The following is a 25,299-nucleotide window of genomic DNA, read 5'->3' as shown; positions in this document are numbered from 1 at the left end:
GATGATGAATCAAGATGCAATCGAGATAATAAATCCTTCTTGTCAGGATCAAACGCATGCTGTGAAGGCTGAAAAAATGACTAAGATTAATATTGATATCACCAGTGAAATTGGTAGCTTAAAGAGTGTTCTACTAAGAAGGCCTGGCGAAGAGTTGAATAATCTAACGCCTGAAACTTTGGATGAGCTTTTATTTGATGATATTCCTTTTTTGGAAAATGCACAAAAAGAGCATGATGCATTTGCAAATATGCTTGATGCTTTGGGTGTCAATGTATTGTATTTAGAAGACCTTGTTGGCGATGTGCTTAAAAATAAAGAAGTGGCTGGAGCATTTATTCATGAGTTTTTGTCTGTCTCGAATATCACTACACCCAAGCTGATTGATGCTTTAAGCGAACATTTAAGCGATTATTCAGGTAAAGCACTTGCTCAAAAGCTGATGTCTGGCCTCAAAAAAAATGAGCTTGATTATCAAGATGTCAGCTTAAACGGACAGGTAAATAAAGCTGATCTTTTCTGGCTAAACCCTGTGCCAAATCTGTATTTCACGCGTGATCCAGCTTCAAGTATCGGTAACATGGTGCTCTTAAATAGCATGTTTGCCAAAACCAGAAAACGAGAGAGTTTATTTATTGAAAGTATATTCAAACATCACTCAGGTTTTAAACACAATAAAGTGCTGAACAGTAGTGCCTTTAATGCTTCAATTGAAGGGGGAGATATTTTGGTGCTTGATAAACATACTTTGGCCATTGGCATTTCTCAAAGAACAAGTGCTCATGCAATTGAGAAGTTTGCTTTTGAGCTATTCTTTAATGATGAGTTAAAAGTGCATCATCAAATTAATAAAATTTTAGCATTTCATATCCCATCATCGCGTGCATTTATGCATCTTGATACAGTATTGACACAAGTAGATCTACATAAGATGACAATGCATCAAGGCATTGTTGGGAAGACGCAAATCTATAGGTTAACTCCGGGTATGCATAGGAATGTTGAGTCCCGTTTACTTGCAGGCTCAATTGAGAACACACTTGCAAATGAGTTGGATAAAGATATTCAGATCATTTACTGCGGTGGTAGAGATAGTATCAATGGCTCTCGTGAGCAGTGGAGTGATGGCGCAAATACCTTAGCAGTGAAACCCGGTGAAGTGTTTGTTTATCAAAGAAATAGGATGACAAATCAAATTTTAGAAAATCGTGGTGTTAGCGTGCATAAAATGCCATGCTCGGAGCTTTCTCGTGGCAGAGGGGGCCCAAGGTGTATGTCAATGCCGTTGGAGCGTAGTAAATTATGATAGATGCAATAAATAGGGTGATTGCAAATACAGTCGTGATGGTCAAACCACAGCATTTTTCTTTTAATGACGAAACAGCGGTGAATAATGCGTTTCAAACCAAATTAACCAATCTGGATATCAGTGCTTTGGCAATGGATGAGTTTTCCAGTATGGTGAAAAAAATGCGAGCTGTTGGTATTAATGTTATTGAGCTTGATTCTCCAAAGTGCCACACCCCTGATGCTGTATTTCCAAATAACTGGTTTAGCACCCATGTTATTTTAGGGAAGCACTATTTATATATTTATCCTATGTTTTCTAAGAATAGGCAGGCTGAAGTGCAGATAGCGTGCTTGAAAAATGCCTTAGAGCAGAAGATGAATGTGCCTTATCAGGTGGTGGATTTTAGGGAAAACGCAGGTAATCGCGCGCTAGAGGGGACTGGCGTATTTATTTTTGATCATCAGCAGAAATATGCATTTTTATCTCTTTCTCAAAGAGCAGATATAGAGCTGGCAAGAAAGGTTACAGATCAATTGGGCTATCGGCTCATTAGTTTTCATAGTGTTGATCGAACCGGTGCGCCTATTTACCATACCAATGTGATGATGAGCATAGGAGAGAAGCTTGCTTTTGTATGTTTGGAGTCAATTGCTAATAAAGATGAAAGAGACAATGTAGAAAGTGCTTTAGAGGCCATGGGTAAAGAAATTATCATTTTAAGCTATGAGCAGATATATCAAATGGCAGCGAATGTATTAGAGCTTGTTAATGATAAAGAGAAACACTTTTTATTATTATCAGAAAGTGCAAATCAAGCATTTAGCAAAGCGCAAACGCAGATAATTGATCGATATGTTACGCGCCTTCCTTGTGACATTCCAACAATTGAAACAGTAGGTGGCGGCAGTGTTAGATGTATGTTGGCAGAGGTTTTTTAGGCTAATTTAGACAAATTATCTGTCAAAAAGGCAAAAAACTAGGTGATTGGGTTGATAATATTCTCTTTACTCACTATGTTTTAAGAGGATAAACCAATCAAGGAGTGCTAACATGGCAAAAAAATCACAAGTAAAATCTTACAGTAAGGATGAATTTTTAAACCTAGTGAAAGAAAAATCAGGCCTGACAAAAGCGGATGCAACCAAAGCGCTTAATGCCGTATTTGATTCACTGGAGGAAGTTTTAGCTAAAGGAGATAGGGTGAGCTTTGTCGGCTATGGTTCATTTGAAGTTGGACATCGCGCTGCAAGAGATGGGCGTAATCCGCAAACAGGACAAAAGATTAAGATTAAAGCCTCAAATGTTGTTAAATTTAGCCCAGGAAAAGTGCTAAAAGAAGCAGTGAATAAATAAAAAATCTATCTTAGGGTATACTTTAATTTGTTAGAATGCCAGCTCTTATCAGCTGGCCAAGATTATTCTTCATAAGAAAGTTTTCCAAATAGGCTTTCACATCTTCAGTTGTAGACATCATCATCACTTTCTTTAGAACTGCATTACACCTCTTTTTACTCAAATGGCGAAGCACATACTTCACTTTGAGTAGGCTGCTACTATTCATGCTAAGGCTGTCAAAGCCCATGGCAATAAGAAGTGGTGTAGCAAGTGGGTTTCCAGCAATCTCACCACATAGAGAGATTTGCTTTTGATGCTTATGCGCCTGTTTGGCAAGATAATAAAATACCTTTAGCATAGCAGGGCTCAGCTGGCTGTATAATGAAGAGACCTTTTCATTTGTGCGATCAACAGCAAGCATGTATTGTGTTAAATCATTCGAGCCAATAGAGATGAAATCCACCTGCTCGAAAACTTTATCAATAAGGATTAAAAGAGAGGGCACTTCGATCATAACACCAACTTTTGGCATAGCAATATTAAGCCCTTCCTCGATGATTTCTTGATATGCTTGGTGGATAAGGGTCTTAGCCTCTTTAATCTCATCAATGGTGCTGACCATCGGTAACAAGATATTTAAATTATCAACATTAACACTGGCTTTTAGCATTGCTCTTACTTGTGTCAGGAACAAATCTGATTGATCGAGCATCATTCGAATGCCTCTCCAGCCTAGGGCTGGATTGTGCTCTTCTTCATAAAAGTAAGGCAAGGTTTTATCTGCGCCAACATCAAGTACGCGCAACGTCACCGCTTGGTTTGGAAAGGAGGAAAGAACTTGTTGATAAATAATGCGCTGCTCTTCTTCTCCTGGAAAGCGGTCTCTTATCATAAAGAGTATTTCAGAGCGATAAAGTCCAATACTGTTTGCACCTTGAGAGATAGCTAAATCCAAATCTGCAATGAGGCCAACGTTTGCATTTAATATTAAAAGATGATCATCAGTGGTTTTGCTTGGCAGATTCTTAATCAGTTGAAGCTCTGAGGTTTTTTGTGATTCGGCAGCAATAATGCGATCATAAGCCTGCACGACCCCTTTTGTTGGGTTGACATAGATGCGTGAGCGATAAGCATCAACAATCACTTCTTTTCCATCGATAAAACTTACCGGTAAGGCATTGATGTTGGTGATAAATGGAATAGAAAGTGCTTTTGCAATAATAGCGGCGTGTGAATAAGCTGAGCCATGCTCTGTGATTACTGCTTTGAGTTTTCCTTTTGGAACCTCTGCAATCATCGATGCGGTGACTTCGTTGGCAACAAGGATTGTCTTTTGTGGATAAAGGCTTTTTTTAATGCTTTTATTCTCAAGTGCAAGCAAAATGCGTTTGCCAAGATCTTTAATATCACTTGCGCGCTCGGTTAAATAAGGGTCATCCATTTTTTCAAAAATAGATGCTTGCTCTAGGGTCACTTGTTTTACAGCACTTTGTACCCATATGCCTTCTCTGATTAGATTAATAATAGCATCATAGAATCTGCGGCTGTCAATAATTTGTAAATAGGCATCAAAAAGCGCTCCTTCATCTTCTCCAGCCATCTTGGTTACACGCCTTAGCATCTCAGTGATATTTGCTTTCACTTCATTGACAGCATTGATAAAAAGCGTCTCCTCATCCTCTACTTGAGTGCCTTTATCAGGGATGTTATCTATGTCTGTAATATTGTACCGTGCAAACGCGTTCCCTCTGGTAACGCCATCATTTGCACTCACACCGTTAAAGTATAATGCATTACTTGGTGTTTCTTCAATTTGCTCAAGAATGTCATCGGCATGTAAAGCACGATTTAATGGCAAAGAGACATTAGCGCAAAAGGTAATAATATCAGTCTTAATTGACTCTGAAATAGCCTGTTTGTCTACATGCTGTAGTACTAAGATGGCAATGACTTCACTTTTATAGACAATCGGCGTCGCAAAAAGGGAGTGAAAGCGCTTTCGTGAAAGCGTGTAGAGCATGCTGTAGACATTTGATTGACTGGTGTAATCAATCGCAATAGGCTCCTCTCTTAAAGCCACCTTACCAATCAAGTCCTCATTGGCATCAAGATAGATCATGCCATGTTTGATGCTTGGGGCTAAAGTGGATGCGCCCAGTGTATAGATATGCTCATGCTCCTCAAGTGTAAAAATACTGCAAGCATTGACCTCACTTAGTTTGCACAGCTCTTCAACCATAAGTGACAGCATAACATCTAGCTCTTGTCTAGACTCAACAATTTTTATAAGTGGCTGCCAAAACATGCTAAGCGTAACACCTTACTTTTGTTTTATAAAAGGAAAAAAATGGGTTAGTGCCTTGGTGTAAACATGTTGTTTAAACGCAACCACTTTATCAGCAGGATACCAATAGTTCACCCAGCGCCAATCATCAAACTCAGGCTTCTTATTTGCATACAGATTAATTGCGCTATCAGGTGACTTCAAACGCAGTAAAAACCATTTTTGTTTTTGTCCAATACAAAGTGGGCAATTACGCCGAATTAAAAATCTAGGCAATCGATAGCGTAACCAATTTCTTGTTGCTGCAATCACTTCTACATCATGAGGCTTAAGACCTACTTCTTCTTTTAGCTCTCGGTACATAGCTTCAATGGGAGTTTCGCCAGAATTAAGCCCCCCTTGTGGGAATTGCCATGAGCTTTGGTTAACACGCCGACCCCAGAACACTTTATTTTGATTGTTTAAAATCACAATCGCAACGTTGGCTCTGAAACCTTCTTGATCTATCACGATCATTCCTAAAAAGCTACTCAATACTACCTTCTAGCATACCGTAAAGTGTCTGATATTTCCTTGAAAATCTTGCTAAAACTTTCAAAAAAAATCTGTTAGAATGCTAATTCAAGGTGATTTGTTCTCAATATAATGTCTAAGGAGCTGAATGTATGTCAGATTTTGTTAAATTTGAATCAATGGTTGATGAATATAATGTCGAATTTGTTGATCTGAGATTCACCGATACTAAAGGTAAAGAACAGCACGTCACCATTCCTGTCAAAGCGGTAGATGAAGACTTCTTTGAAGATGGAAAAATGTTTGATGGCTCCTCAATTGAAGGCTGGAAAGGCATTAATGAATCAGATATGATTTTGATGCCAGATGCAAGCACTTTGGTGCTAGATCCTTTCTTTGAAGCGCCAACTTTAATTATACGTTGTGATATCCTAGAGCCTGCGACCATGCAGTCCTATGATCGTGACCCACGCTCTATTGCTAAAAAAGCAGAGAATTATTTAAAATCAACGGGTATTGCCGACAGTGTATTGATGGGACCTGAACCGGAATTTTTTATCTTTGATGATGTGACGTTTAAATCTGACATGCAGGGTTCTGAATATCGTGTACATTCTGATGAGGCCGCATGGTCTTCAAATGATTTGCCACAAAATGGTAATAAAGGACACAGACCTGGCGTAAAAGGCGGCTATTTCCCTGTGCCCCCTGTTGATTCTTTGCAGGATATTCGCTCAGAGATGTGTACCATTCTAGAAGAGGTTGGCATGGAAGTTGAAGTCCATCACCATGAGGTTGCCACCGCAGGGCAGTGTGAGATTGGAACAAAATTCTCTACCTTGACAGACAAAGCAGATCAAATTCAAGCCTTCAAGTATGTTGTTCACAATGTTGCGCATGCTTATAACAAAACGGCGACATTTATGCCAAAGCCTGTTCCAAATGATAATGGCTCAGGGATGCATGTTCATCAATCGTTATCAAAGGCTGGAAAGAATATTTTTGCTGGCAATGGTTATGCAGGGCTTTCAGAGGAAGCACTTTATTATATCGGTGGCGTGATCAAACATGCAAAGGCGTTAAATGCATTTTGTAACCCATCAACAAATAGCTATAAACGTTTGGTGCCAGGCTTTGAAGCACCTGTCCTTTTAGCTTATTCAGCCAGAAATCGCTCAGCCTCTATTCGCATTCCTTATGTTAATAGCGAAAAAGCACGTCGTATTGAGCTTCGCTTTGGTGATCCAATGGCAAACCCTTATCTTGCTTTTTCAGCAATGCTGATGGCAGGCATTGATGGGATAAAAAACAAGATTCATCCAGGTGATGCAATGGACAAGAACTTATATGACCTTCCACCAGAGGAGCTTGTAGATATTCCAACGGTTGCAGCTTCTTTAGAAGAAGCACTAACTGCCCTTGATCATGACCGCGAGTTCTTAACAGCAGGCGGTGTCTTTTCTAATGATATGATTGATGCTTATATCGATCTTAAAATGGAAGAAGTGCAGCGTTTAAATATGACGCCACATCCGGTTGAATTTGAAATGTACTATAGTCTGTAGTATTTATACCACAATGCTTGCTGATAGTGGGCAAGCACTTTCCCAATATATTAGGTGGCCTAGGTTCAAGCTAGCTTAGGTTGTCTAAGATTGCTCATTTATATCCAGTTCGCCAATGTAGATATCAAAAGTTATACATATTGTTATAAAGGCGAAAAAATCCATGCTAAGAGCATATCTTATCTTGCCTGAACAAAGTTTCATTTATTATGCTGTACTCATTAATTTAAATGGATAATAGTAATGCCAGTAGATATTGAAATAAATCCACTAGAACTGTCTCAAAGTGCAATTGAAAATGAAGATTGGTCTATCAATATTCCAATACAGGCAGAGCAGAGAAGTGATAATGCTCGTCACGCTGTTGTGGGTAGATATGTGAGTATTAAGTTAGAACGCTGTGAAATAGGAGAGATTATCTTTAATGGTTTTGCATGTACATATCATAAATTTCCAATAAGCGCAGTTAAAGATCCCAGAGTAAATAGTCAGTTAGCAACTTCAGCACAAAATGTATTTTATGTGGAAGATGATGACAATGAGGTGTGTTATTTTTTTACAGAAGAAACGCTAGAGTCAATTAAAAGAGAAGCACCAATTAGAATGAGAGTGCATGGGCATGGTACAACTGTGGCAGGAAAGTTCAGATATGATCGGAAGTATTTTAAGTCTGTTACATTTGCAAGTGCTGTAGGAACTGTTGCCTATGGGAAACATAATGGACAAGTTTCAAATGTCTATACTATTGAGCATAAGAATAATGAAACAAAAATGTACCCTACCAGTCAATATGGTTATCGTGTGATGAAAGAAACAGTCAAACAGGAGGTGCAAGGTAATGAAAAACTTAGTACTGGTAGGGTAAAAGAGGCTGTGTATGCAAAGTTCCATGGGGGAGCACTTGATGAAATACCAGAGACCTATTGGAGTTTTGTAAAGACTGAAAATGACTGCTTTAATCTGTTGAATGATGCATTATATCATAACCATGTGAGTGTGATTACTAAGCAGTCAGCAGATCGTATTAGTAGATTGTTTGATATTTTAAACAATCAGCGTATTTTCTCAATTTCTAATGTTATAATTGTGCTATGCAGAGGGCATGATAAGCCGGAGCAAAACCGAAACTCTTTGTATGAGCCATATCCATTACCGCTGAGAGCAACAGAAATTGTGACATCAGAAGTCTATTTTGAAAAGATAAAGCGCATGATGATAAATTTATTGTCTGGTTATCTAAACCGGCGTAGGATTAATCATAGAGAAAGGGCTTTAGCTATAAGGGAGATAGTTCCTCTGTGCAAGACTCCAGATGAGCTTGAAACGATTATTGAGAATCAAATTCACCATTTAGGAGGGCGCGTTATTAATGCAAGAGGTCAAGGAATCAACTGGAGGTATCATGTAAATGAAGCGATCGTTACTCATAGAGCAGCTCGTTATTTACATGAAGGGCCTAGCTGGTTTAATAAAAAATGGTTCAATGCTTCAGATAGAAGTGAGTTTTATAAGGCATTACTTTATATTCAGCGCAAAATTACAGATTTAACGAAAGAGAAAGAGCGTGAACTTATGCAATAAGTGATTTCCTAAGCAGGCAGTAATAAAACCCATCCCCTTTATGTGATTGAGGAAGTAGCTGATAGCCGTATTGGAGTTTAGTTTGTTGTGATAGAGCTGCAATATCTTCATGCTTTGCATCTGCTGTTTCACTGAGAAATGCATGAATTTGCTTTTCATTTTCCTCGGGTAAAATCGAACAGGTGGCATAAAGCAGCTGACCATTTGGTTTTAAATAGAGCCATAGATTACGCAAAATTTTAGCTTGTATTTTAGTGATTTCTTTTACTTCATCAGCTTCTCTTAGCACTTTGATATCAGGGTGTCTGCGAATAACACCTGTTGCACTACAAGGCGCATCAAGGAGAATTTTGTCAAATTGAGGTGTATTATCTAGTGGCAAACTTGCATCTTGACAAAGATAGTGAATATTCAAATCACTTTGCTGTAGGCGAGCAATATTTTCATAAATACGAGAGAAGCGCTTTTCATTATTATCCATGATATAAAGTGAAATCTCTTTACACTTTTCCAGTAAGTGTGTGCTTTTCCCGCCTGGGGCTGCACAGGCATCTAAAATACATTCATCTGCTTTGGGGTCTAGTATATGTGCCGCAAATTGCGCGGAGAAATCCTGTACAGAGAAACGCCCTTCAGGAAAACCAGCTAACTGCGCGATGTTATAGTTCCCAATAAGCTCAATACAATTTGGAAGTGTAGTTTCTTTATAGGTGACATTTTCCGCGCTTAGGAGCTGTAGACTTTCTTTGATGTTGTGCCTTTCATTAAGACGCAAAAAGGTACTTGCCTGTAGGTTAGATTCGCGAATAATCTCTTTGGCTTTTTGGGCGCCGTAGTATTTGTTGAGCTTGCCAATGAGCCAATCAGGAGCGTCAGTATCAGGGGTATATTGCGTGAGCTTATTCTTATCAATTTTGCGAAGAAGCGCGTTGATAAAGCCCTTTGCTTGAGAGAGTTGAAGTTGATCTAGCCCCTTGAGTGTTTCATCGACAATAGCATAGCTGCTTTCCTTGGCTTTTTTCATGAAAATAAGCTGATAAAGCCCAACTAATAACATGGTTTTCACTTTTGCTTTTGTCTTTTTCTCAAGCATCGAGTGTAATAAGGTTGTCAGATAAAAATAGTGGCGAAAAACACCGTAAGTAATAAGATAAACAAGCTTTCTATTTTGTTCAGAGAGCTGATAAGCATTCAGTCTTTTATCTAGATGAATCAGAGAGTCTTTATTTTGTAGGATATCATGAATAATCGTGCAGGCAATAGCACGTGGGTTAGTAAGAGAAGACATGAATTATTGAATATGTGGCGCCAAATAGGTGGTTAATTTGGCAACAATTTTTGGATTTCCGCCAATTAATCGACCATCTTCTAGGAAATTAAGTCCACCATCAAGGCCGCATAACATGCCACCTGCTTCTTTAATCATCAGCGCAGCGCCAGCAGTATCCCATATTTTGGCATCCCTTGAGGTCCAAACTGCATCCAAGTAGCCAGCTGCAACATAGCACATATCAAGAGCCAATGAGCCGGAGTAGCGAAGCCCTGAGATTTCTTTGTATAGCTCTAAAATCGCTTGTGGGTAGGATTCTTTAAATACTTTTGAGCTGTATTTCAAAGCGCCTGAAAATAAAGAACTTGAGAATTCTTTTCGCTTGGCGACACGAATTCTCTGACCATTTAGCTGTGCCCCTGAGCCTTTTGTTGCTGTAAATAGCTGGTCCAGATAAGGGTTATAGATTACTGCAAGATCTGTTTTTCCTCTAAATTGCATGGCAATTGAAACACAATGGTGCGGTAAACCATGGATAAAGTTGTTTGTGCCATCAATTGGGTCAATAATCCAAGTGTGATCACTCTCTTCGTTGCCAAATGATCCAGACTCTTCTGTAATGTAATATTGATCTGGAAAGGCTTTTTGTAATACAGATAAAATATGTTTTTCAACTTCTAAATCAACATTAGTCACATAGTTATTTTTTGCCTTTTCATGAACTTCAATACTGGAGAGATTTTCACTGGCTTTTAGAATCATGCGACCTGCTTGCCTCGCCGCTTTGATCGCAACATTCATCTTCGGATGCATGAAAGTTTCCTCGATTAACTTATAAATATAATAATTTGTTGTGTATAATACAGGATTTAATCATAAGGTGATAGTTCGAATTTTGGATGTTAAATAAAATACGTATTGTCTTAGTAGAAACCTCACACACTGGGAATATTGGTCAAGCTGCCAGAGCAATGCTCAATATGTCATTGACTGAGTTGTATCTGGTGAATCCTAAAAAACGCCCAGATGATCATGCTGAGGCGCTTGCTTCACATGCAGATGAGTTGGTGAGAGGTGCGAAAGTGGTGACAAGCTTACATGAAGCGCTTGATGGAGTGGATCTGATTATTGGCACAAGTGCAAGAACAAGGCGGATGGATTTGCCTATGTTAAGCGCTGAAGAGGCAGCCAAAAGCACACTAGATGTTGCTAAAGTGGGGCTGGAGGCGGCTATTTTATTTGGTCGAGAGCGAACCGGGCTTTATAATGATGAGCTATTGATGTGTCACAAACATGCCTATATTCCAACAAATGAAACGTATAATTCGCTGAATTTGGCACAGGCGGTGCAAGTCTTTTGCTATGAGCTTTATAAGCAATATCAAATTGAAAAAAATATTAAAGCAACGCCAAATGTGAACCATATGCGTGACAAAGCATCAAGCAAAGAGCTTCAGAGTTTCTATACGCACTTAGAGAGTACTTTAATAGACAGTGGCTTTTTAAATCCTGATAAACCGGGCCATGTTGTTGATAAGTTAAAGCGGTTATATCAGCGTGCACAGCTGGAGTCTCAAGAAGTGAATATTTTGCGTGGGTTTTTATCAGCGGTTGAGCACAAATTAAAAGGATAAGTAGATGATTATCGTTGGTGTTGATGAAGCAGGAAGAGGACCTTTGGCCGGATCTGTCGTCGCTGCAGCTGTGATTTTAGACCCCAAAGACCCAATTGAAGGCTTGGCAGATTCTAAGAAGCTTTCAAGTAAAAAGCGAGAAGTCTTGTATGATCAAATTATTGCTAGAGCATTATGCTATCACATCGCTGAGAGTAGTGCTGAGGAGATAGATAATATTAATATCCTTCAGGCGAGCCTCCTTGCTATGCACCGTGCAGTTGCGGCAATTGATATTCATTTTGATAAAGTTTTAGTGGATGGGAATCATTTACCAAAGTGGCAATTTTTCTCAGAAGCTGTTATCCAAGGAGATAGTAAATTCGCTGAAATCAGTGCGGCCTCTATTCTCGCTAAAGTCTATCGTGACAGACAAATGCTTGAGTATGCTAAAGCCTATCCAAACTATCACTTTGATCAGCATAAGGGCTATCCAACTAAGCTCCATATGGAAGCGTTGGAGCGCTATGGGCCGCTTGATATACATCGAAAAAGTTTCTCACCTGTGGCAAGGCTTTTGGTATCCTGATAGCGATTTTTGATATTTGTTATTTCTATCACATATCAAATGCAATTTTTGCTACACTGACAAGGTAGGTGAAACATTAAGTAGGGAGCTTATGGCAAGCGTAGCGATTTTTGATTTGGATCATACTTTAATTTCAGTGGATTGTTCGAATTTGTGGATTGAGTATATGTGCTCACACCACTTTGTTGACAATCCACAGCAATTTAGAAAGCAAAAAAATAGTTTTGATGAAGCCTATAGGCAGGGTGAGTCGGATATGATCGGCTACTCTCGGCTTTTGCTCTCACCACTTAAAGGGAAAGATGCCCTTGAGATGAAGATGCACTTTAAGCGCTTTGTCCATACGATGATACCGCAGTATATCTACCCTCAGGCTTTGGTTAAACTCAAGGAACATCAGCGCCAAGGAGATGCTTTATTACTGATCTCTGCAAGTATTGAGGAGTTGGTAAGACCAATTGGGGAGATATTAGGTTTTGAAAAAGATAATATCATTGGTATCAAGACAGAAAAAAATAGCCACTGTTATACAGGAGAGGTTATTGAGCCGATTAGCTTTGCAGAGGGAAAATGCGAGCACTTTAAGTTGTGGCGGCAACAGCAGCAAACTATGTACGAAACAAGTGTTTTTTATTCAGATTCAATTAATGATGCGCCACTTCTGGCATTTGCTGATAAGGCTTATTGCGTTAATCCAGATCCAAAGTTATTTATGCTGGCACAACAACGAGGTTGGGAGGTGTTAAGCTGGGAAGAGAAGCTACTTGCCAGCTAATCAACAAATATTTTTTAGCCGCTGTACATTTGTTTTAATATCCTTTATATTTTCTCTATTGAATAATACATGATGTTATTTCTAAGGACTGATAGTGAGCCTTATTTTAGCCCTGATCTTATTTGCTTTTTCAGCACTGGCAACCCCAGGACCAAACACCTTGATGATTATGCTTTCATCAATACGTTTTGGCATGAAGAAAACCTTTGCCCATTACTTTGGTGTTTGCTGTGGGTTTCCTATTATGGTGATCATTCTTGGTATGGGATTGAAAGAGGTATTTACTGCCTATCCGGTCATTCATAGCATTGTAAAGTATGTAGGCGCAGTGTATATGTTATATCTTGCTTGGAAAATTATGCGTGCCTCGAGTCAAATAAAAGAAATTGAGGTGGGCGGAAAGTCAGTCAACCCCATGAGCTTTTTACAGGCTGTTCTTTTTCAGTGGGCCAATCCAAAGGCTTGGGTTATTGCCATTACGGCTATTTCAACCTATACCACAATAGGCGGCAGCCTTTATGGGCAAATTTTACTGATGGCGCTGATTTTTTTTGTGGTTAATATTCCAAGTTTGGGCGTTTGGTATATCGGTGGGCGCGTCATTAAAAAGCTGATTAAAAATGAAAAAGCGCTACAGTATTTTTGTGTTACGATGGGGGTGCTTCTGATCCTATCTATCATTATTAACTTTATTTAATTCGAGCTTAGCATATACGGGTGATTCAATTTCATTTATTCAATGGTATGATATAAAAAGCTACATTAAAACGACAAACTATTTATATGACAAAGTATCAAAAAACCATTGCAAAAGAAGGGAATATCTCCGGTATTGGTCTGCACTCAGGGGTGAATGTAAATATGATATTAAAGCCCGCAGCTGTAGATACAGGCATTGTTTTTAGGCGTGCCGATTTGAGCGGAAATCAAGATGTCAAAATTGCGCCATTTAATATTACTGAAGCGGTGATGTGTACACTTTTGGTGTCACCAGAGGATAACCGTGTGACAGTATCGACAATTGAGCATTTGATGTCAGCGCTTTGTGTATATGAAGTTGATAATATCATAATAGAAGTTGATAGCGCTGAATTGCCGGTTATGGATGGTAGTAGTCGACCATTTGTGGATATATTGGAGCAAATAGGCGTTAAAGAGCAGGATAAAGCGCGCAAAGTTATTAAGGTGCTAAAAACAATTCGTGTTGAGGATGAGGATAAATTTGCTGAACTTTTACCAGCTGATGAGACAAGCTATCGGTTTGAAATTCAGTGGGATCATCCTGTTATTGCAAACACTCCAAGTGTGGTTGATTTCAAGTTGGACAAAACAACCTATATTGACACTGTCAGCAAAGCAAGAACTTTTGGTTTTGTGGAACAGCTTGAATATTTACATAAAAATAATCTTGCCAAGGGGGCATCTCTTGATAATGCAGTGGGTGTAAGCCCTGATGGTGTAGCTAACCCCGAGGGACTTCGTTATGAAGATGAGTTTGTAAAGCATAAGCTCTTAGATGCTATTGGGGATTTTTATGTCGGTGGAGCGATTATTGGGCGTTTTAATTGCTATAAATCAGGGCATACACTTAACAATAAATTATTAAGAGCTTTGTATCAAGATAAAACCGCTTGGGAGTATGTGTAAGAGTTAATATGTAATCAAGCTTGTGAGGCTATCCTCAATAAATAGATTAAAGTACATACCTTGAAACAAGGAATTTTGTTAAAATACAAATGTTCACTAACTGATGAAATAATAAAAAAATGCAAAAAAATAGCCTTGTTATTTTCAAAAACAAGCCGGCACGCGTGATAGCGGAGTTGGAGAAGAAAATTGAAATCATGCTTGATGATGAAAAATGTATCAAGTTGCCCGAAAAGAATGTGTTACTGTTGCATCAAGGGTCATTTGATGACTTTTCTGTTTTGGATCAGAGTTTACATCAAGGTGAATTGAGTGAAGCATGGGAACTTTTAGAAGGGCAGGATACGAGCTATTCAGAGCTAAGTGAGCTGATCTATGGGGAGTACACACCAATAACCGCCTATGCAACTTGGCAAGAGGTTACAAAAGGCATACATTTTAGTGCTGAAGGTGGAAAAATTCATGTTAATAGTAAAGAAGTTGTTGAAAAAATTATCAAAACGATCGAAGAGAAAGCCGCAAAAGAAGCCGCCATTGAGGCATTTATCTCGAGGCTTGAAACTAATCAGTATCTTGAAGAAGATTTACCCTTTATTAAAGAAATTGTCCAATTGGCGCAAGGGAAGGTAGCTTCCTGTCGCTTTGTCAAACTGCTGCAAAAAGAAGAAACAGCGCAAAATGCCCATAAAATTTTATTAGATATTGGATTTTGGAATTTCTATAGTAATCCTTATCCTGAGCGCTTTGATGCACCCTCTTTTGCGCCTGAGATTAAGGTGGGGTCTTTACAAGATGAGCGGCGTGTTGATTTAAAGGCTTTTGAGGCTTTTGCTATTGATGATAAGGGCAGCAATGATCCAGATGATGCCATAAGTTTTGATGAAACAACGCGGAAAATGTGGGTGCATATTGCTGATCCTGCCTCATTGGTTCACTCACAAAGTGCGCTTGATATTGAAGCCAGATCACGTGGCAGTAATGTCTATTTGCCTGAAGGTGTTGTGCCTATGCTGCCGCATGAAATTACTGAGCGCTTAGCGCTTGGGTTACATGAAAGCTCACCTGCACTGTCGGTTGGTTTTTTAATTGATGATACAGGTACGCTTCAGGATATAGAAATTTGTTTATCTGAGGTGAAAGTCTCACGTTTGAGTTATGAAGAGGCAGAGAAAAAGTTAGATCAGGCGCCTTTTTCAAGTTTTGTTGAATACTCAAATATATTCACCGAGCATCGCCAGAGAAAAGGGGCTGTCGAGCTTCATTTTCCAGAGGTTAAACTATCACTAAAAGAAACAAATGGGCAAAAGTCGGTGGAGTTAACAGCGCTTGAGACATTAAAAAGTCGCTCTATGGTGAGAGATGCAATGTTGATGGCAGGGGTTGCCGTTGCGCACTATGCTGAGCTGAATAACATTCCACTGCCGTTTTCAACGCAGCCTGAGGGAGATCTATCACAGGAAGAAAAAACACCAAAGCATCTCTCTGAGATGTTTGCAGTGAGAAGACGGCTTAAAAAAGGCGTGTATAAGAGCGCACCAGATGTACACTCCGGCATGGGGCTTGATGCATATGTGCAAGCGACAAGTCCGCTTAGGCGTTATCTTGATTTGGTTGTGCACCAGCAGTTAAGAGCATTTTTAAAAAAAGAGCCGCTTTTGTCTGGCGAGGAAGTTTTGCAGCGTATTGCTGAGTCTGAAGCCGGGATAAAATCAGCAAGGCAAGCAGAGAGCTTTTCTAACAATCACTACAAATGTGTCTATCTTCTGGAAAACCCAAACTGGCAAGGTGAAGCGGTGATCATTGAGAAGTTAAATAACAATCGCGTCACTGTGTTTATCCCTGAGCTTTCACTAATCAAAAAACTCACCTTGTCACAAAGCGTTGAGCTTGATGAGAAGATTATGATTGCTGTGAGCCAGGTTAAGCTTTCTACGCAAGATGTTTACTTTAAAGTTATGCAAAGCACTGCTGAATAAATGTTGCGATTCACACAAGGATTCGCGCTTTAGTCATTTAGCAAAATATGATATCATTAATCACTATTTTTAGTTATCGAATATCAGAGTTTTCATGACAACACAATTTGCCAACGAAGTCTCTCCTGTTAATATCGAGCAGGAGTTAAAGCAGTCGTATCTTGATTATGCTATGAGTGTCATAGTTGGGCGTGCCCTTCCGGATGTTAGAGATGGCCTGAAGCCTGTGCATAGACGCGTTTTGTATGCGATGAAAGAGCTTGGTAATGATTATAATAAGCCATATAAAAAATCTGCGCGTGTTGTCGGTGATGTGATTGGTAAATACCATCCACACGGTGATACAGCAGTGTATGACACAATCGTGCGTATGGCGCAGCCTTTTTCTCTTCGCTATATGTTGGTGGATGGTCAAGGAAACTTTGGTTCTGTTGATGGTGACTCACCTGCAGCAATGCGTTACACCGAAGTGAGAATGTCTAAAATTGCCCACTCACTTTTAATTGATATTGATAAAGAAACGGTTAATTTCTCGCCTAACTATGATGAGACTGAGTCCATTCCTGATGTGTTGCCGACAAGAGTGCCAAACTTACTGGTCAATGGCTCATCAGGTATTGCTGTTGGGATGGCTACTAATATTCCGCCACATAATTTAAACGAAGTGATCGATGGCGCAATTGCGCTGATTAATAATCCTGAAATGAGCATTAGTGAGCTCATGGAGTATATTCCAGGGCCTGATTTCCCAACGGGTGCTTTCATTAACGGCAGAGCGGGAATTGTCGATGCTTATAACACAGGCAGAGGACGTGTGATTATGCGTGCCAAAGCATCGATTGAGCAGGACAAAAAAACAGATCGTGAGCAAATTGTTGTTACTGAAATTCCGTATCAGGTGAATAAAGCACGCTTAATTGAGAAAATTGCTGAGCTGGTTAAAGATAAGAAAATTGAAGGTATTTCAGAGCTTCGCGATGAATCAGATAAAGATGGAATGCGCATCGTTATTGATATTAAGCGAGGCGAAGTCCCTGAAGTACTTTTAAATAATCTCTATGCGCAGACACAAATGCAGCTCAGCTTCGGGGTAAATATGGTTGCGCTTGTTGATAACCAGCCGAAGCTTTTGAACTTAAAAGAAGTACTAGAAGCGTTTATCCGTCACCGCAAAGAGGTTGTGACACGAAGAACGATTTATGAGCTAAGAAAGGCCAGAGAGCGTGCCCATATTTTAGAGGGACTTGCTGTTGCGCTGTCTAATATTGATGAGATGATTGCACTGATTAAAGCCTCTAAAACACCACAAGAGGCAAAAGCTGCACTTTTGGAGCGCTCTTGGAATGGTGAGCTTGTGGCATCGATGCTCGCAGGGGTTGATCAGGGGCTCTATCGAATTGAGGGACTTGCCTCACATTATGGCATTCATGATAAAGCGTATTTCTTATCGCAAGCACAAGTTGATGCGATCTTAGAGCTTAGGCTGCATCGTTTGACCGGTCTTGAGCAAGATAAAATATTAAGTGAATTTAAAGAGCTTTTGGTTAAAATCGAAGAGCTGATTTTGATTTTAAAAGATGTGAAGCGTTTATTAGAAGTGATCTGTGAAGAGTTAGAAGACGTTAAAGCACAATTTGGTGATGAGAGACGCTCTGAAATTATCGCATCCCAGCTTGATTTGGGCTATGAAGATTTAATTACTGAAGAGGATATGGTGGTAACACTTTCCTATGATGGTTATGTCAAAGCACAGCCTTTAAGTGATTATAATGCACAAAAGCGCGGTGGACGTGGAAAGTCCTCAACACAGATGAAATCGGAAGATTTTGTCTATAAGCTTTCTATTGCTTCAACGCATGCAACGATGCTTTGCTTCTCAAGCTTTGGTAAAATTTACTGGAGTAAAGTGTATGAGTTTCCACAGGCAGGTCGTGCAGCTAAAGGTAAACCAATTAATAATGTTTTGCCGCTTGAAAATGGTGAGAAAATCACGGCAATGCTTGCAGTATCTGAATATACAGAAGGCCATCATGTCTTTATGGCGACAAAACAAGGCACCGTTAAAAAAGTTGACTTAGAAGCGTTCTCTCGCCCAAGAAAAGGCGGAATTTATGCGATTACGCTCGATGAAGGCGATGAGCTTTTACACGTAGAGCTTACTGATGGACACAAAGAAATTATGATGTTCTCAGATGCTGGAAAAGCGATACGTTTTAGTGAAGAAGATGTTCGTGCAATGGGTCGAACTGCAAGAGGTGTGCGCGGCATGCGCATTCAAGATGAACACACGATTGTTGCGCTTATAGTGACGGACATTGATCAAGGTATGGTGTTAACTGCAACTGAAAATGGTTTTGGAAAACGTACTCCTGTCCATGAATATCGTAAAACAGCCCGTGGCTCACAAGGTGTGATTTCTATTTCAACTTCTGAGCGAAATGGTCTTGTGGTTTCAGCAAATCTTGTTGCCGATACCGATGATATTATGTTGATGACAGATCAGGGAATCTTAATCCGTACCCATGCCAATGAAGTACGTGAAACAGGTCGATCTGCACAAGGGGTTAAGCTTATTAATCTAAAAGAAGATGAAAAGCTTGTCAGTGTGCAAGTGGTTGAAAATGATGATGAAGATGAAGATGAACCCTTGGATAACCTAGATGATGCTATAGAGCCAGATGATAACGCTGAGAGTTAAGCTGTGAAGACAATTAGTATTCTTGGGGCAACAGGTTCAATTGGTCAAAATACACTGAAGATCATTGCAGATAATCAAGATAAGTTCAATGTTTATGCGCTATCAGCACATCATAATTATGATAAGATTCTGGAGCAGGCACGAAATTTTCAGCCTAAATATGTGGTGATTGCAACAAAAGCGCTTGCTGATAAATTGCAACATGCTTTGAAATCTGAGGGCTTGGAGACCATCGTTTTATTTGGTGCTAAAGCGCTGATTGAAATAGCCAGGGCAGATGAAGTCGACATTGTCATGGCTGCTATTGTTGGCATGGCAGGACTTGAATCCAGCTATGCCGCAGTTTGCGCTGGCAAAAAGGTACTTTTAGCCAATAAAGAGTCTTTGGTTGCAGCAGGCAATATATTTATGAAAGCAGTCAAAGAAAATGGCGCTACGCTTTTACCTGTTGATAGTGAGCATAATGCGATATTCCAATGTTTAACTGACAATCAATATCATGCAAAAGAAGTCGATAAGGTTATTCTAACGGCCTCTGGTGGACCTTTTCGAAATAAAGCACTGTCAGATTTAGAGTCTATTACACCGGATGAGGCTTGCAATCATCCAAATTGGAAAATGGGCAGGAAGATTTCAGTTGATTCCTCCACCATGGTCAATAAAGCACTTGAAGTGATTGAGGCATATTGGCTTTTTAATGTTTCGGTTGATAAGCTTGAAGTGTTGATTCATCCACAAAGTATTGTACATTCAATGGTGAAATATTGCGATGGTAGTTATATTGCTCAGCTTGGCTCCCCTGATATGAAAACACCGATTGGCTATTCACTTTTCTTCCCAGAGCGCCAAGCGGTTAATGTGACACCACTTGATTTATGTGCGACAAGTTTAACCTTTGAAAAAGCTGACTTTATACGATTTAGAGCGTTGGAGATGGTGTTTTCACTGCTAGGTGAAAAAGACTATGTCAAAAGCATTATTTTTAATGCTGCAAATGAAGTGCTTGTCGAGGCTTTTTTGGCAGAAAAGATACAATACTTGCAAATAATAGCGTATATTGAACAAACTTTAGCAGAGTTGCATTTCAGCTCGGCAAAAACGATTGAAGATGTCATCGAAATTGACCAAAAAACACGTGATTTTATCAAACAGCGTTTTTTGCTTGATGATGTAATGTACACATGATTAAATGTGATTAGAAAAATGTGCGTCCATTCAATGGTAAACCTGCGCCAATATAAAGTAAATAATGAAATTAAAAAGGAAGATTAGCTTGAGCTTATCACTAAGAAAAACCTTGCTGTTAACACTTCTATGTGCTTCTCCATTTACCTTTGGTTATGCTGATGGCGAATTTGTTGCCTCTAAGATTAAAGTAGAAGGTCTAGAGCGTATCTCTGAGGATACGGTATATAATGATCTAGGGATTCAAAAAGGTCAAACTGTCACAGTTGATGATACCAATAAGGCGATTAAAAATCTCTATCAAAGTGGCTTTTTTAAAGATGTTGAAATGTATCGAGATGGCAATGAGCTGATTGTTAAAGTACAAGAGCGACCAGCTATCAGCTCAGTTGATTTTGATGGTAATGAGAAAATCAAAAATGAAGATTTGCAAAAAGTACTAAGACAAGCAGGGCTTGATGTTGGTAACACTGTGAATCCTGAGGTGATTTTCCAAATTAAGCAATCACTTTTGATTCAGTATGCCTTGATGGGCTATTACTCAACAACGGTAACGATTGATCAGGTTCCCCTCTCTAGAAATAGAGTCGCCATTAAAATTCATATTAAAGAGGGTAAAACAGCTGTTATTCGTGGCATTAATGTGGTGAATTCAAAGGCGTTTTCTGAGAGTGATCTTTTAGATAGTATTACCTTTAGAACGCCGTCTATCTGGAATTTATGGGGACTTTTTAGTTCAGTCACAGATTATTCACCTAAAACGATGAACTCATCAGTAGAAGGTTTGAGTAGCTATTATATGGATCGAGGGTATTTAGATTTTCGCGTGACTTCCCAGCAGGCATCTTTGACGCCAGATAAGGAAAATGCTTATGTTGCATTTGATGTGAATGAAGGCAGTGTTTACACCGTGACGGGAGTGAAGCTTGAGGGCAAATTTGTTATTCCAAAGGATAAGCTTGAGGCGCTATTACTTATCCATAGTGGCGAGGCATTCTCACGCCAGAAGGTGCTTGATAGTGCCAAGGCGATTACAGAAGCACTGGGGGATAAGGGGTATGCTTTTGCGACTGTGAACCCATTGCCAAAAGTGGATAAGAAAGATAAAACAGTTGCATTAACTTTTTATATTGACCCGGGTAAAAAGGTTTACATTAATCAGATTAACTTTATGGGCAATAATGTCACAGATGACTATGTATATCGTCGCCAAATGCAGTATTTTGAATCAGGGGTATATAATCAGTCGATGATTGACCAGTCAAAAATCAAACTGCAAAGATTACCATTTGTGCAGGATGTAAATGTTAACAAAGTACCTGTAGAAGGCTCGGATGATTTGGTCAATATGGACTATGACATTAAAGAGCGAAGTGCGAATTCTGTTAGTGCTAGTTTAGGCTACTCCCAGTTATATAAATTTATGATTGGTGGAAACCTGACGCTGCCAAATCTGCTTGGAGGCGGAAATCAGTTCTCGATAGGTGCTAACTTATCAAGTGTTTATCAAAGCTTGAATATGTCCTATACTGATCCGTTCTTTACCCAATCTGGTGTCAGTCAAACTATCAGTACTTATTTATCAAGAACAGATTACAGTAACACGGATATTGCCAATTATCGCTTAAATCAATATGGTGCTAATTTAGGGTATAGTATCCCGACCTCTGCATTTGACTCAGTCAGTATTGGCGGTGGTATCGATCATACTCAGGTATTGCAACCAACAGGTGGTACCTCTCAAATAGTTGAGTGGTTTGTTAATCAAAATGGTGGAAAAACTTCTTATAATACATTTACTGTAAATCTTGGTTGGAACCATAACTCAACCAACCGCGCCTTTTTCCCGACACATGGGACAACCTTTGGCATTAATGGAACCGCTTCTGTACCTTTCAGTGATTTACAGTGGTATAAAATCACGTCATCTGCTGGTTACTTCCATCCAATTATCGGTGATGTTACCTTGTCTCTTAAAGGAGGCGTTGGTTATGGTAATGGTTATGGAAAAACGGATTACTTACCATTTTTCCAAAACTTCTATGGTGGCGGCTGGGGATCTGTCCGTGGTTTTGCCCAAGGCGGTATGGGTCCTTCTGATACTTATGTTCCAAATGATGGTTCTGCTGAACAAGGCAATGCCATTGGTGGTAACTTAAATGTGTATACAAATTTAGATATCCTCTTTCCAATCCCGGGGATTAAAGACAGCCATAATATGCGCTTGGGTGTCTTTTTTGATATGGGTAATGTTTATAACACGTATAATATTCCAAACTATGATAATGGTGGACCAATATGGCCGGGTACGCAGGGTGATCAGTCACCAACGTTCTCTAATTTGCGTTATTCTGTTGGTGTTGAATTCCAATGGTTGTCCCCACTTGGACCGATGGCCTTTAGTTTAGCAAAACCACTCAATGTACAATCAGGTGATGTCACTCAGATATTCCAGTTTACACTAGGGCAGACTTTTTAAGGTTGATTTTAAGTAATAATTAAGGAGCAAACAGTGAAAAAATTACTAACAGCAGGTGTAGCAACAATTGCAATGGCAGGTACGGCAATGGCCGCTGCAAAAATGGATTCTATTAAAGTTGGTGTGGTGAATCCCGTGATTATCTATCAGCAAGCACCACAAGGTGAGGCCAGCATCCAAGCACTACAAAAAAAATTACAGCCAAAGGCAAAAGAGCTGCAAAATGAGCAAAATGAGTTAGTGAAAAAGATGCAAACTTTGCAAACAAATGCACCGACTTTAACGCAAACGGATCTAAATGCGCAAAAAGCAAAATTAGAGCAAGCACAAAAAGATTTCCAACAAAAGGCAAATAGCTTTAGACAAAGTGAAGCAACACAAGAGCAGGAGATTGCTAAAGCATTCCAAAGCCAATTTGGTGATGCAGTCAATCAAGTTGCTAAAAAAGATGGCTATCAGCTGATATTAAGCTCACAAGCAGTGGCTTATGCGGCACCTGAACTTAAAGTTGATGTAACAAGTGATGTTGTTGAGATTATGAAATCAGCTACACCAACTAAAAAAGATGATGCAGATAAAGCGGATACAAAAAAGTAAATAAGCTAATTCAGTAAGCAGTTTAGGGGCAGAGGATCCTTGCTCAATTTCACGAGGGGGTATGGAAGATACTTGAGCGCTTCAGATGGGGGCTGAAGTCCTCTGCCTGCATTAGAATATAAGCACTAAGTTTTTAATTGTAAATAAAATCAGTTAAAAAAAGTCAACTTTATATCAATTAATTTGATATTTCCCAGTTTTGAGTGAAAAAATATTTATGTTTCGGGTGATCTTTGGTTTCACCTTTTTTTATTTCAGAGCATAACTCATCTATATTTTGTTTTTTCATGGCCTATCATTTTCTCTAATAGAATATCGTTGGAGAAATAAATGCCATTGGATTTTCCCAAATATAATGCGACTAGCCACCAAATATTAACCACTGATTATCGTAACTTTTTGGCGTCATTTAGTGATGGGATGTGGAATGCAGGCTTCAAGCACGGCCCATGTGTGAGCTATGCCTTTTTTGGCTTACTTTTGGGCACAGGTTATGATTTAAGCTGTATTAATGATGCTAGGCATGAAGCAATGAGAAAATTTCTCTTTGAATTTACTCAGGAAGGTGCTTTATCCAATAAATCACTCTGGGGGAGTGTGACATGTAATTTTGAACATGCAGCTGGCTATCGTTCTCAAACCCTCTTTCAACTGTTAAGTAAACATAATATATTTGAGGTGGACCGTGTGCCTCAGATGATACCAAAAGACTCTGAGCTCCATATCTGGGAAGAATATTTCAATCAGTTGCAGGAAAATCAAGTACACTATTTTTATATGGTAGGCAGGATAACTGAAGGTGGACATGCAATGTCTTTTCAATATTTAAGAAAAGCAAGCGGTGGGCACTACTTTAGATGGTTTCAGCAAAATGGCTCAAACCTTTTAGGGAAACAACCAGTTGGAATCAGGTATTTTTTAAATACTATTGATAGTGTAGGAGCGTATCGGAAAAATAATTTATATTTGTATAATGCAAATGTAGGCATTTTTTTAGAAAATGTGCTACCTCTTAATCAAGAGATGTATAATGTTTCATCTGCTGAGAACTCACCTATACGCTCACCCGGCAAATCATTCGCTAAACCATGGTAAACGAGTTTTGAAGTGAAATCTGGAGCAGATCAACTGACTATTTAATTGAATTGTAGAGCTAATCTATTTTAGTGAATATTATATCTTTAATAGGGTGCTCAAGATTTTGTCCACGCTTTTCAAATTTAGTGAGTGGTCTTGTTTCTGGTCTTGGGGCAAAATTGGTAAACTGATTTATGAGCTCGGGAGCGTTTGTGAAAAGCGCCAAAACTTCCTCGGCATACGGCTGCCAGTCAGAGGCAAAGTGAATAAATCCACCTTTGGCGAGTGCATTTGACATAATAGTAATAAACTCAGGGTTAACAAGGCGGCGCTTATGGTGGCGCTTTTTATGCCAAGGGTCTGGGAAAAATATCTGGATGCCTTGAAGTGACTGAGGTGCAATGTTATATTTTAAAACCTCAACGGCATCATGCATCACCACCTTTAGATTGGTCAGTTTTTCCTGATGGATTAAATCAAGTATATTGCCAACACCAGGTTCATGTACTTCAAGACCAAGATAATTGATATGTGGGTTGTTTTTTGCCATTTCAATCAAGCTTGTTCCCATGCCAAAGCCAATTTCAAGGACGATATTTTGTGTTGTTTCAAAAATGCGCTCTAGCGCTAGCTTTTGTGGCTGATAAGGAATTAAATAGCTATCAGCATGCTTCTCAAGTGCATTTGTTTGACGTTGAGTCATGCGCCCAGCGCGTTTGACAAAACTTTTGACTGTTCGAAGATGTTTTTTCTCTATATCACTCATATTACTGTATTAGGCTGTTATATTAACAATCATCTAAAAGCGCTATGGTAGAGTGTTA

The 25,299-nt window shown here is 39.3% G+C and carries 21 protein-coding genes; 16 read left to right on the top strand and 5 right to left on the bottom strand.

Annotated elements, in window-relative coordinates:
- Window positions 1–4 precede the first annotated feature (4 nt).
- The 3 genes from A37Q_RS0103055 to A37Q_RS0103045 all read left to right on the top strand — a co-directional run bounded on the left by A37Q_RS0103055 (window position 5) and on the right by A37Q_RS0103045 (window position 2,644).
- Entirely contained in the window at window positions 5–1,306 is a 1,302-nt protein-coding gene (locus A37Q_RS0103055; RefSeq protein ID WP_018298802.1) for an arginine deiminase, read from the top strand.
- On the top strand, window positions 1,303–2,229 hold the full coding sequence (locus tag A37Q_RS0103050; RefSeq protein ID WP_018298801.1) for an arginine deiminase-related protein: 927 nt from the start codon (window positions 1,303–1,305) through the stop codon (window positions 2,227–2,229). The genes A37Q_RS0103055 and A37Q_RS0103050 overlap by 4 nt, the downstream gene beginning before the upstream one ends.
- 112 nt (window positions 2,230–2,341) lie before the next feature.
- Window positions 2,342–2,644 carry an HU family DNA-binding protein gene (locus A37Q_RS0103045; protein WP_018298800.1) on the top strand — a complete coding sequence of 101 codons (303 nt, stop codon included), beginning with the start codon at window positions 2,342–2,344 and terminating at the stop codon, window positions 2,642–2,644.
- A gap of 22 nt (window positions 2,645–2,666) precedes the next feature.
- On the opposite strand, the gene ptsP is transcribed toward A37Q_RS0103045, so the two are convergent.
- Both ptsP and A37Q_RS0103035 read right to left on the bottom strand, forming a co-directional pair.
- Window positions 2,667–4,931, bottom strand: a complete 2,265-nt coding sequence (gene ptsP, locus A37Q_RS0103040) for a phosphoenolpyruvate--protein phosphotransferase (protein WP_018298799.1) — start codon at window positions 4,929–4,931, stop codon at window positions 2,667–2,669.
- 15 nt (window positions 4,932–4,946) lie between these two features.
- Window positions 4,947–5,420, bottom strand: a complete 474-nt coding sequence (locus A37Q_RS0103035; protein ID WP_026196484.1) for an RNA pyrophosphohydrolase — start codon at window positions 5,418–5,420, stop codon at window positions 4,947–4,949.
- 155 nt (window positions 5,421–5,575) lie between these two features.
- Between A37Q_RS0103035 and glnA the strand changes: the two genes are divergently transcribed.
- Together glnA and A37Q_RS0103025 are read left to right on the top strand one after the other, a co-directional pair.
- Complete coding sequence (gene glnA, locus A37Q_RS0103030; RefSeq protein ID WP_018298797.1) at window positions 5,576–6,988, top strand: glutamate--ammonia ligase; 1,413 nt, start codon at window positions 5,576–5,578, stop codon at window positions 6,986–6,988.
- Between the two features lie 243 nt (window positions 6,989–7,231).
- The gene (locus tag A37Q_RS0103025) at window positions 7,232–8,569 is read left to right on the top strand and encodes a hypothetical protein (protein WP_018298796.1); all 1,338 of its coding nucleotides are present in this window, start codon (window positions 7,232–7,234) and stop codon (window positions 8,567–8,569) included.
- Here A37Q_RS0103025 and rsmB read toward each other — a convergent pair.
- Both rsmB and A37Q_RS0103015 read right to left on the bottom strand, forming a co-directional pair.
- On the bottom strand, window positions 8,559–9,857 hold the full coding sequence (gene rsmB / locus A37Q_RS0103020; protein ID WP_018298795.1) for a 16S rRNA (cytosine(967)-C(5))-methyltransferase RsmB: 1,299 nt from the start codon (window positions 9,855–9,857) through the stop codon (window positions 8,559–8,561). The genes A37Q_RS0103025 and rsmB overlap by 11 nt on opposite strands.
- A gap of 3 nt (window positions 9,858–9,860) precedes the next feature.
- A complete protein-coding gene (locus tag A37Q_RS0103015; protein WP_018298794.1) occupies window positions 9,861–10,652 on the bottom strand; it encodes an inositol monophosphatase family protein in 792 nt (263 codons plus the stop codon).
- An 86-nt stretch (window positions 10,653–10,738) separates the two neighbouring features.
- Here A37Q_RS0103015 and A37Q_RS0103010 point away from each other — a divergent pair, with 86 nt between their 5' ends.
- From A37Q_RS0103010 to A37Q_RS0102955, 11 genes are all read left to right on the top strand, one after another.
- Window positions 10,739–11,473, top strand: coding sequence for an RNA methyltransferase (locus tag A37Q_RS0103010; RefSeq protein ID WP_018298793.1), 735 nt, complete (start codon window positions 10,739–10,741; stop codon window positions 11,471–11,473).
- 4 nt (window positions 11,474–11,477) lie between these two features.
- Complete coding sequence (gene rnhB, locus A37Q_RS0103005) at window positions 11,478–12,041, top strand: ribonuclease HII (protein WP_018298792.1); 564 nt, start codon at window positions 11,478–11,480, stop codon at window positions 12,039–12,041.
- Between the two features lie 91 nt (window positions 12,042–12,132).
- Window positions 12,133–12,816, top strand: a complete 684-nt coding sequence (locus tag A37Q_RS0103000) for an HAD family hydrolase (protein ID WP_018298791.1) — start codon at window positions 12,133–12,135, stop codon at window positions 12,814–12,816.
- Between the two features lie 94 nt (window positions 12,817–12,910).
- Window positions 12,911–13,513 carry a LysE family translocator gene (locus A37Q_RS0102995; protein ID WP_018298790.1) on the top strand — a complete coding sequence of 201 codons (603 nt, stop codon included), beginning with the start codon at window positions 12,911–12,913 and terminating at the stop codon, window positions 13,511–13,513.
- An 86-nt stretch (window positions 13,514–13,599) separates the two neighbouring features.
- A complete protein-coding gene (lpxC, locus tag A37Q_RS0102990; RefSeq protein ID WP_018298789.1) occupies window positions 13,600–14,463 on the top strand; it encodes a UDP-3-O-acyl-N-acetylglucosamine deacetylase in 864 nt (287 codons plus the stop codon).
- A gap of 119 nt (window positions 14,464–14,582) precedes the next feature.
- Window positions 14,583–16,439: a ribonuclease catalytic domain-containing protein gene (locus A37Q_RS0102985; RefSeq protein WP_018298788.1), complete on the top strand. Its 1,857-nt coding sequence runs from the start codon at window positions 14,583–14,585 to the stop codon at window positions 16,437–16,439.
- Between the two features lie 94 nt (window positions 16,440–16,533).
- A complete protein-coding gene (gene gyrA / locus A37Q_RS0102980) occupies window positions 16,534–19,137 on the top strand; it encodes a DNA gyrase subunit A (protein ID WP_018298787.1) in 2,604 nt (867 codons plus the stop codon).
- 3 nt (window positions 19,138–19,140) lie between these two features.
- Window positions 19,141–20,322: a 1-deoxy-D-xylulose-5-phosphate reductoisomerase gene (dxr, locus tag A37Q_RS0102975; RefSeq protein WP_018298786.1), complete on the top strand. Its 1,182-nt coding sequence runs from the start codon at window positions 19,141–19,143 to the stop codon at window positions 20,320–20,322.
- Between the two features lie 88 nt (window positions 20,323–20,410).
- Entirely contained in the window at window positions 20,411–22,801 is a 2,391-nt protein-coding gene (gene bamA / locus A37Q_RS0102970) for an outer membrane protein assembly factor BamA (RefSeq protein ID WP_234393902.1), read from the top strand.
- Window positions 22,802–22,834: 33 nt separating this feature from the next.
- A complete protein-coding gene (locus A37Q_RS0102965; RefSeq protein ID WP_018298784.1) occupies window positions 22,835–23,398 on the top strand; it encodes an OmpH/Skp family outer membrane protein in 564 nt (187 codons plus the stop codon).
- A 330-nt stretch (window positions 23,399–23,728) separates the two neighbouring features.
- A complete protein-coding gene (locus A37Q_RS0102955) occupies window positions 23,729–24,493 on the top strand; it encodes a hypothetical protein (RefSeq protein ID WP_018298782.1) in 765 nt (254 codons plus the stop codon).
- A 58-nt stretch (window positions 24,494–24,551) separates the two neighbouring features.
- On the opposite strand, the gene trmB is transcribed toward A37Q_RS0102955, so the two are convergent.
- A complete protein-coding gene (gene trmB / locus A37Q_RS0102950) occupies window positions 24,552–25,241 on the bottom strand; it encodes a tRNA (guanosine(46)-N7)-methyltransferase TrmB (RefSeq protein ID WP_018298781.1) in 690 nt (229 codons plus the stop codon).
- Window positions 25,242–25,299 lie beyond the last annotated feature (58 nt).

This window comes from Fangia hongkongensis FSC776 = DSM 21703, assembly GCF_000379445.1.
Classification (GTDB): Bacteria; Pseudomonadota; Gammaproteobacteria; order Francisellales; family Francisellaceae; genus Fangia; species Fangia hongkongensis.
The sequence above is the reverse complement of the archived record's forward strand: the minus strand, read 5'-3'. Positions and strand labels throughout refer to the sequence as shown.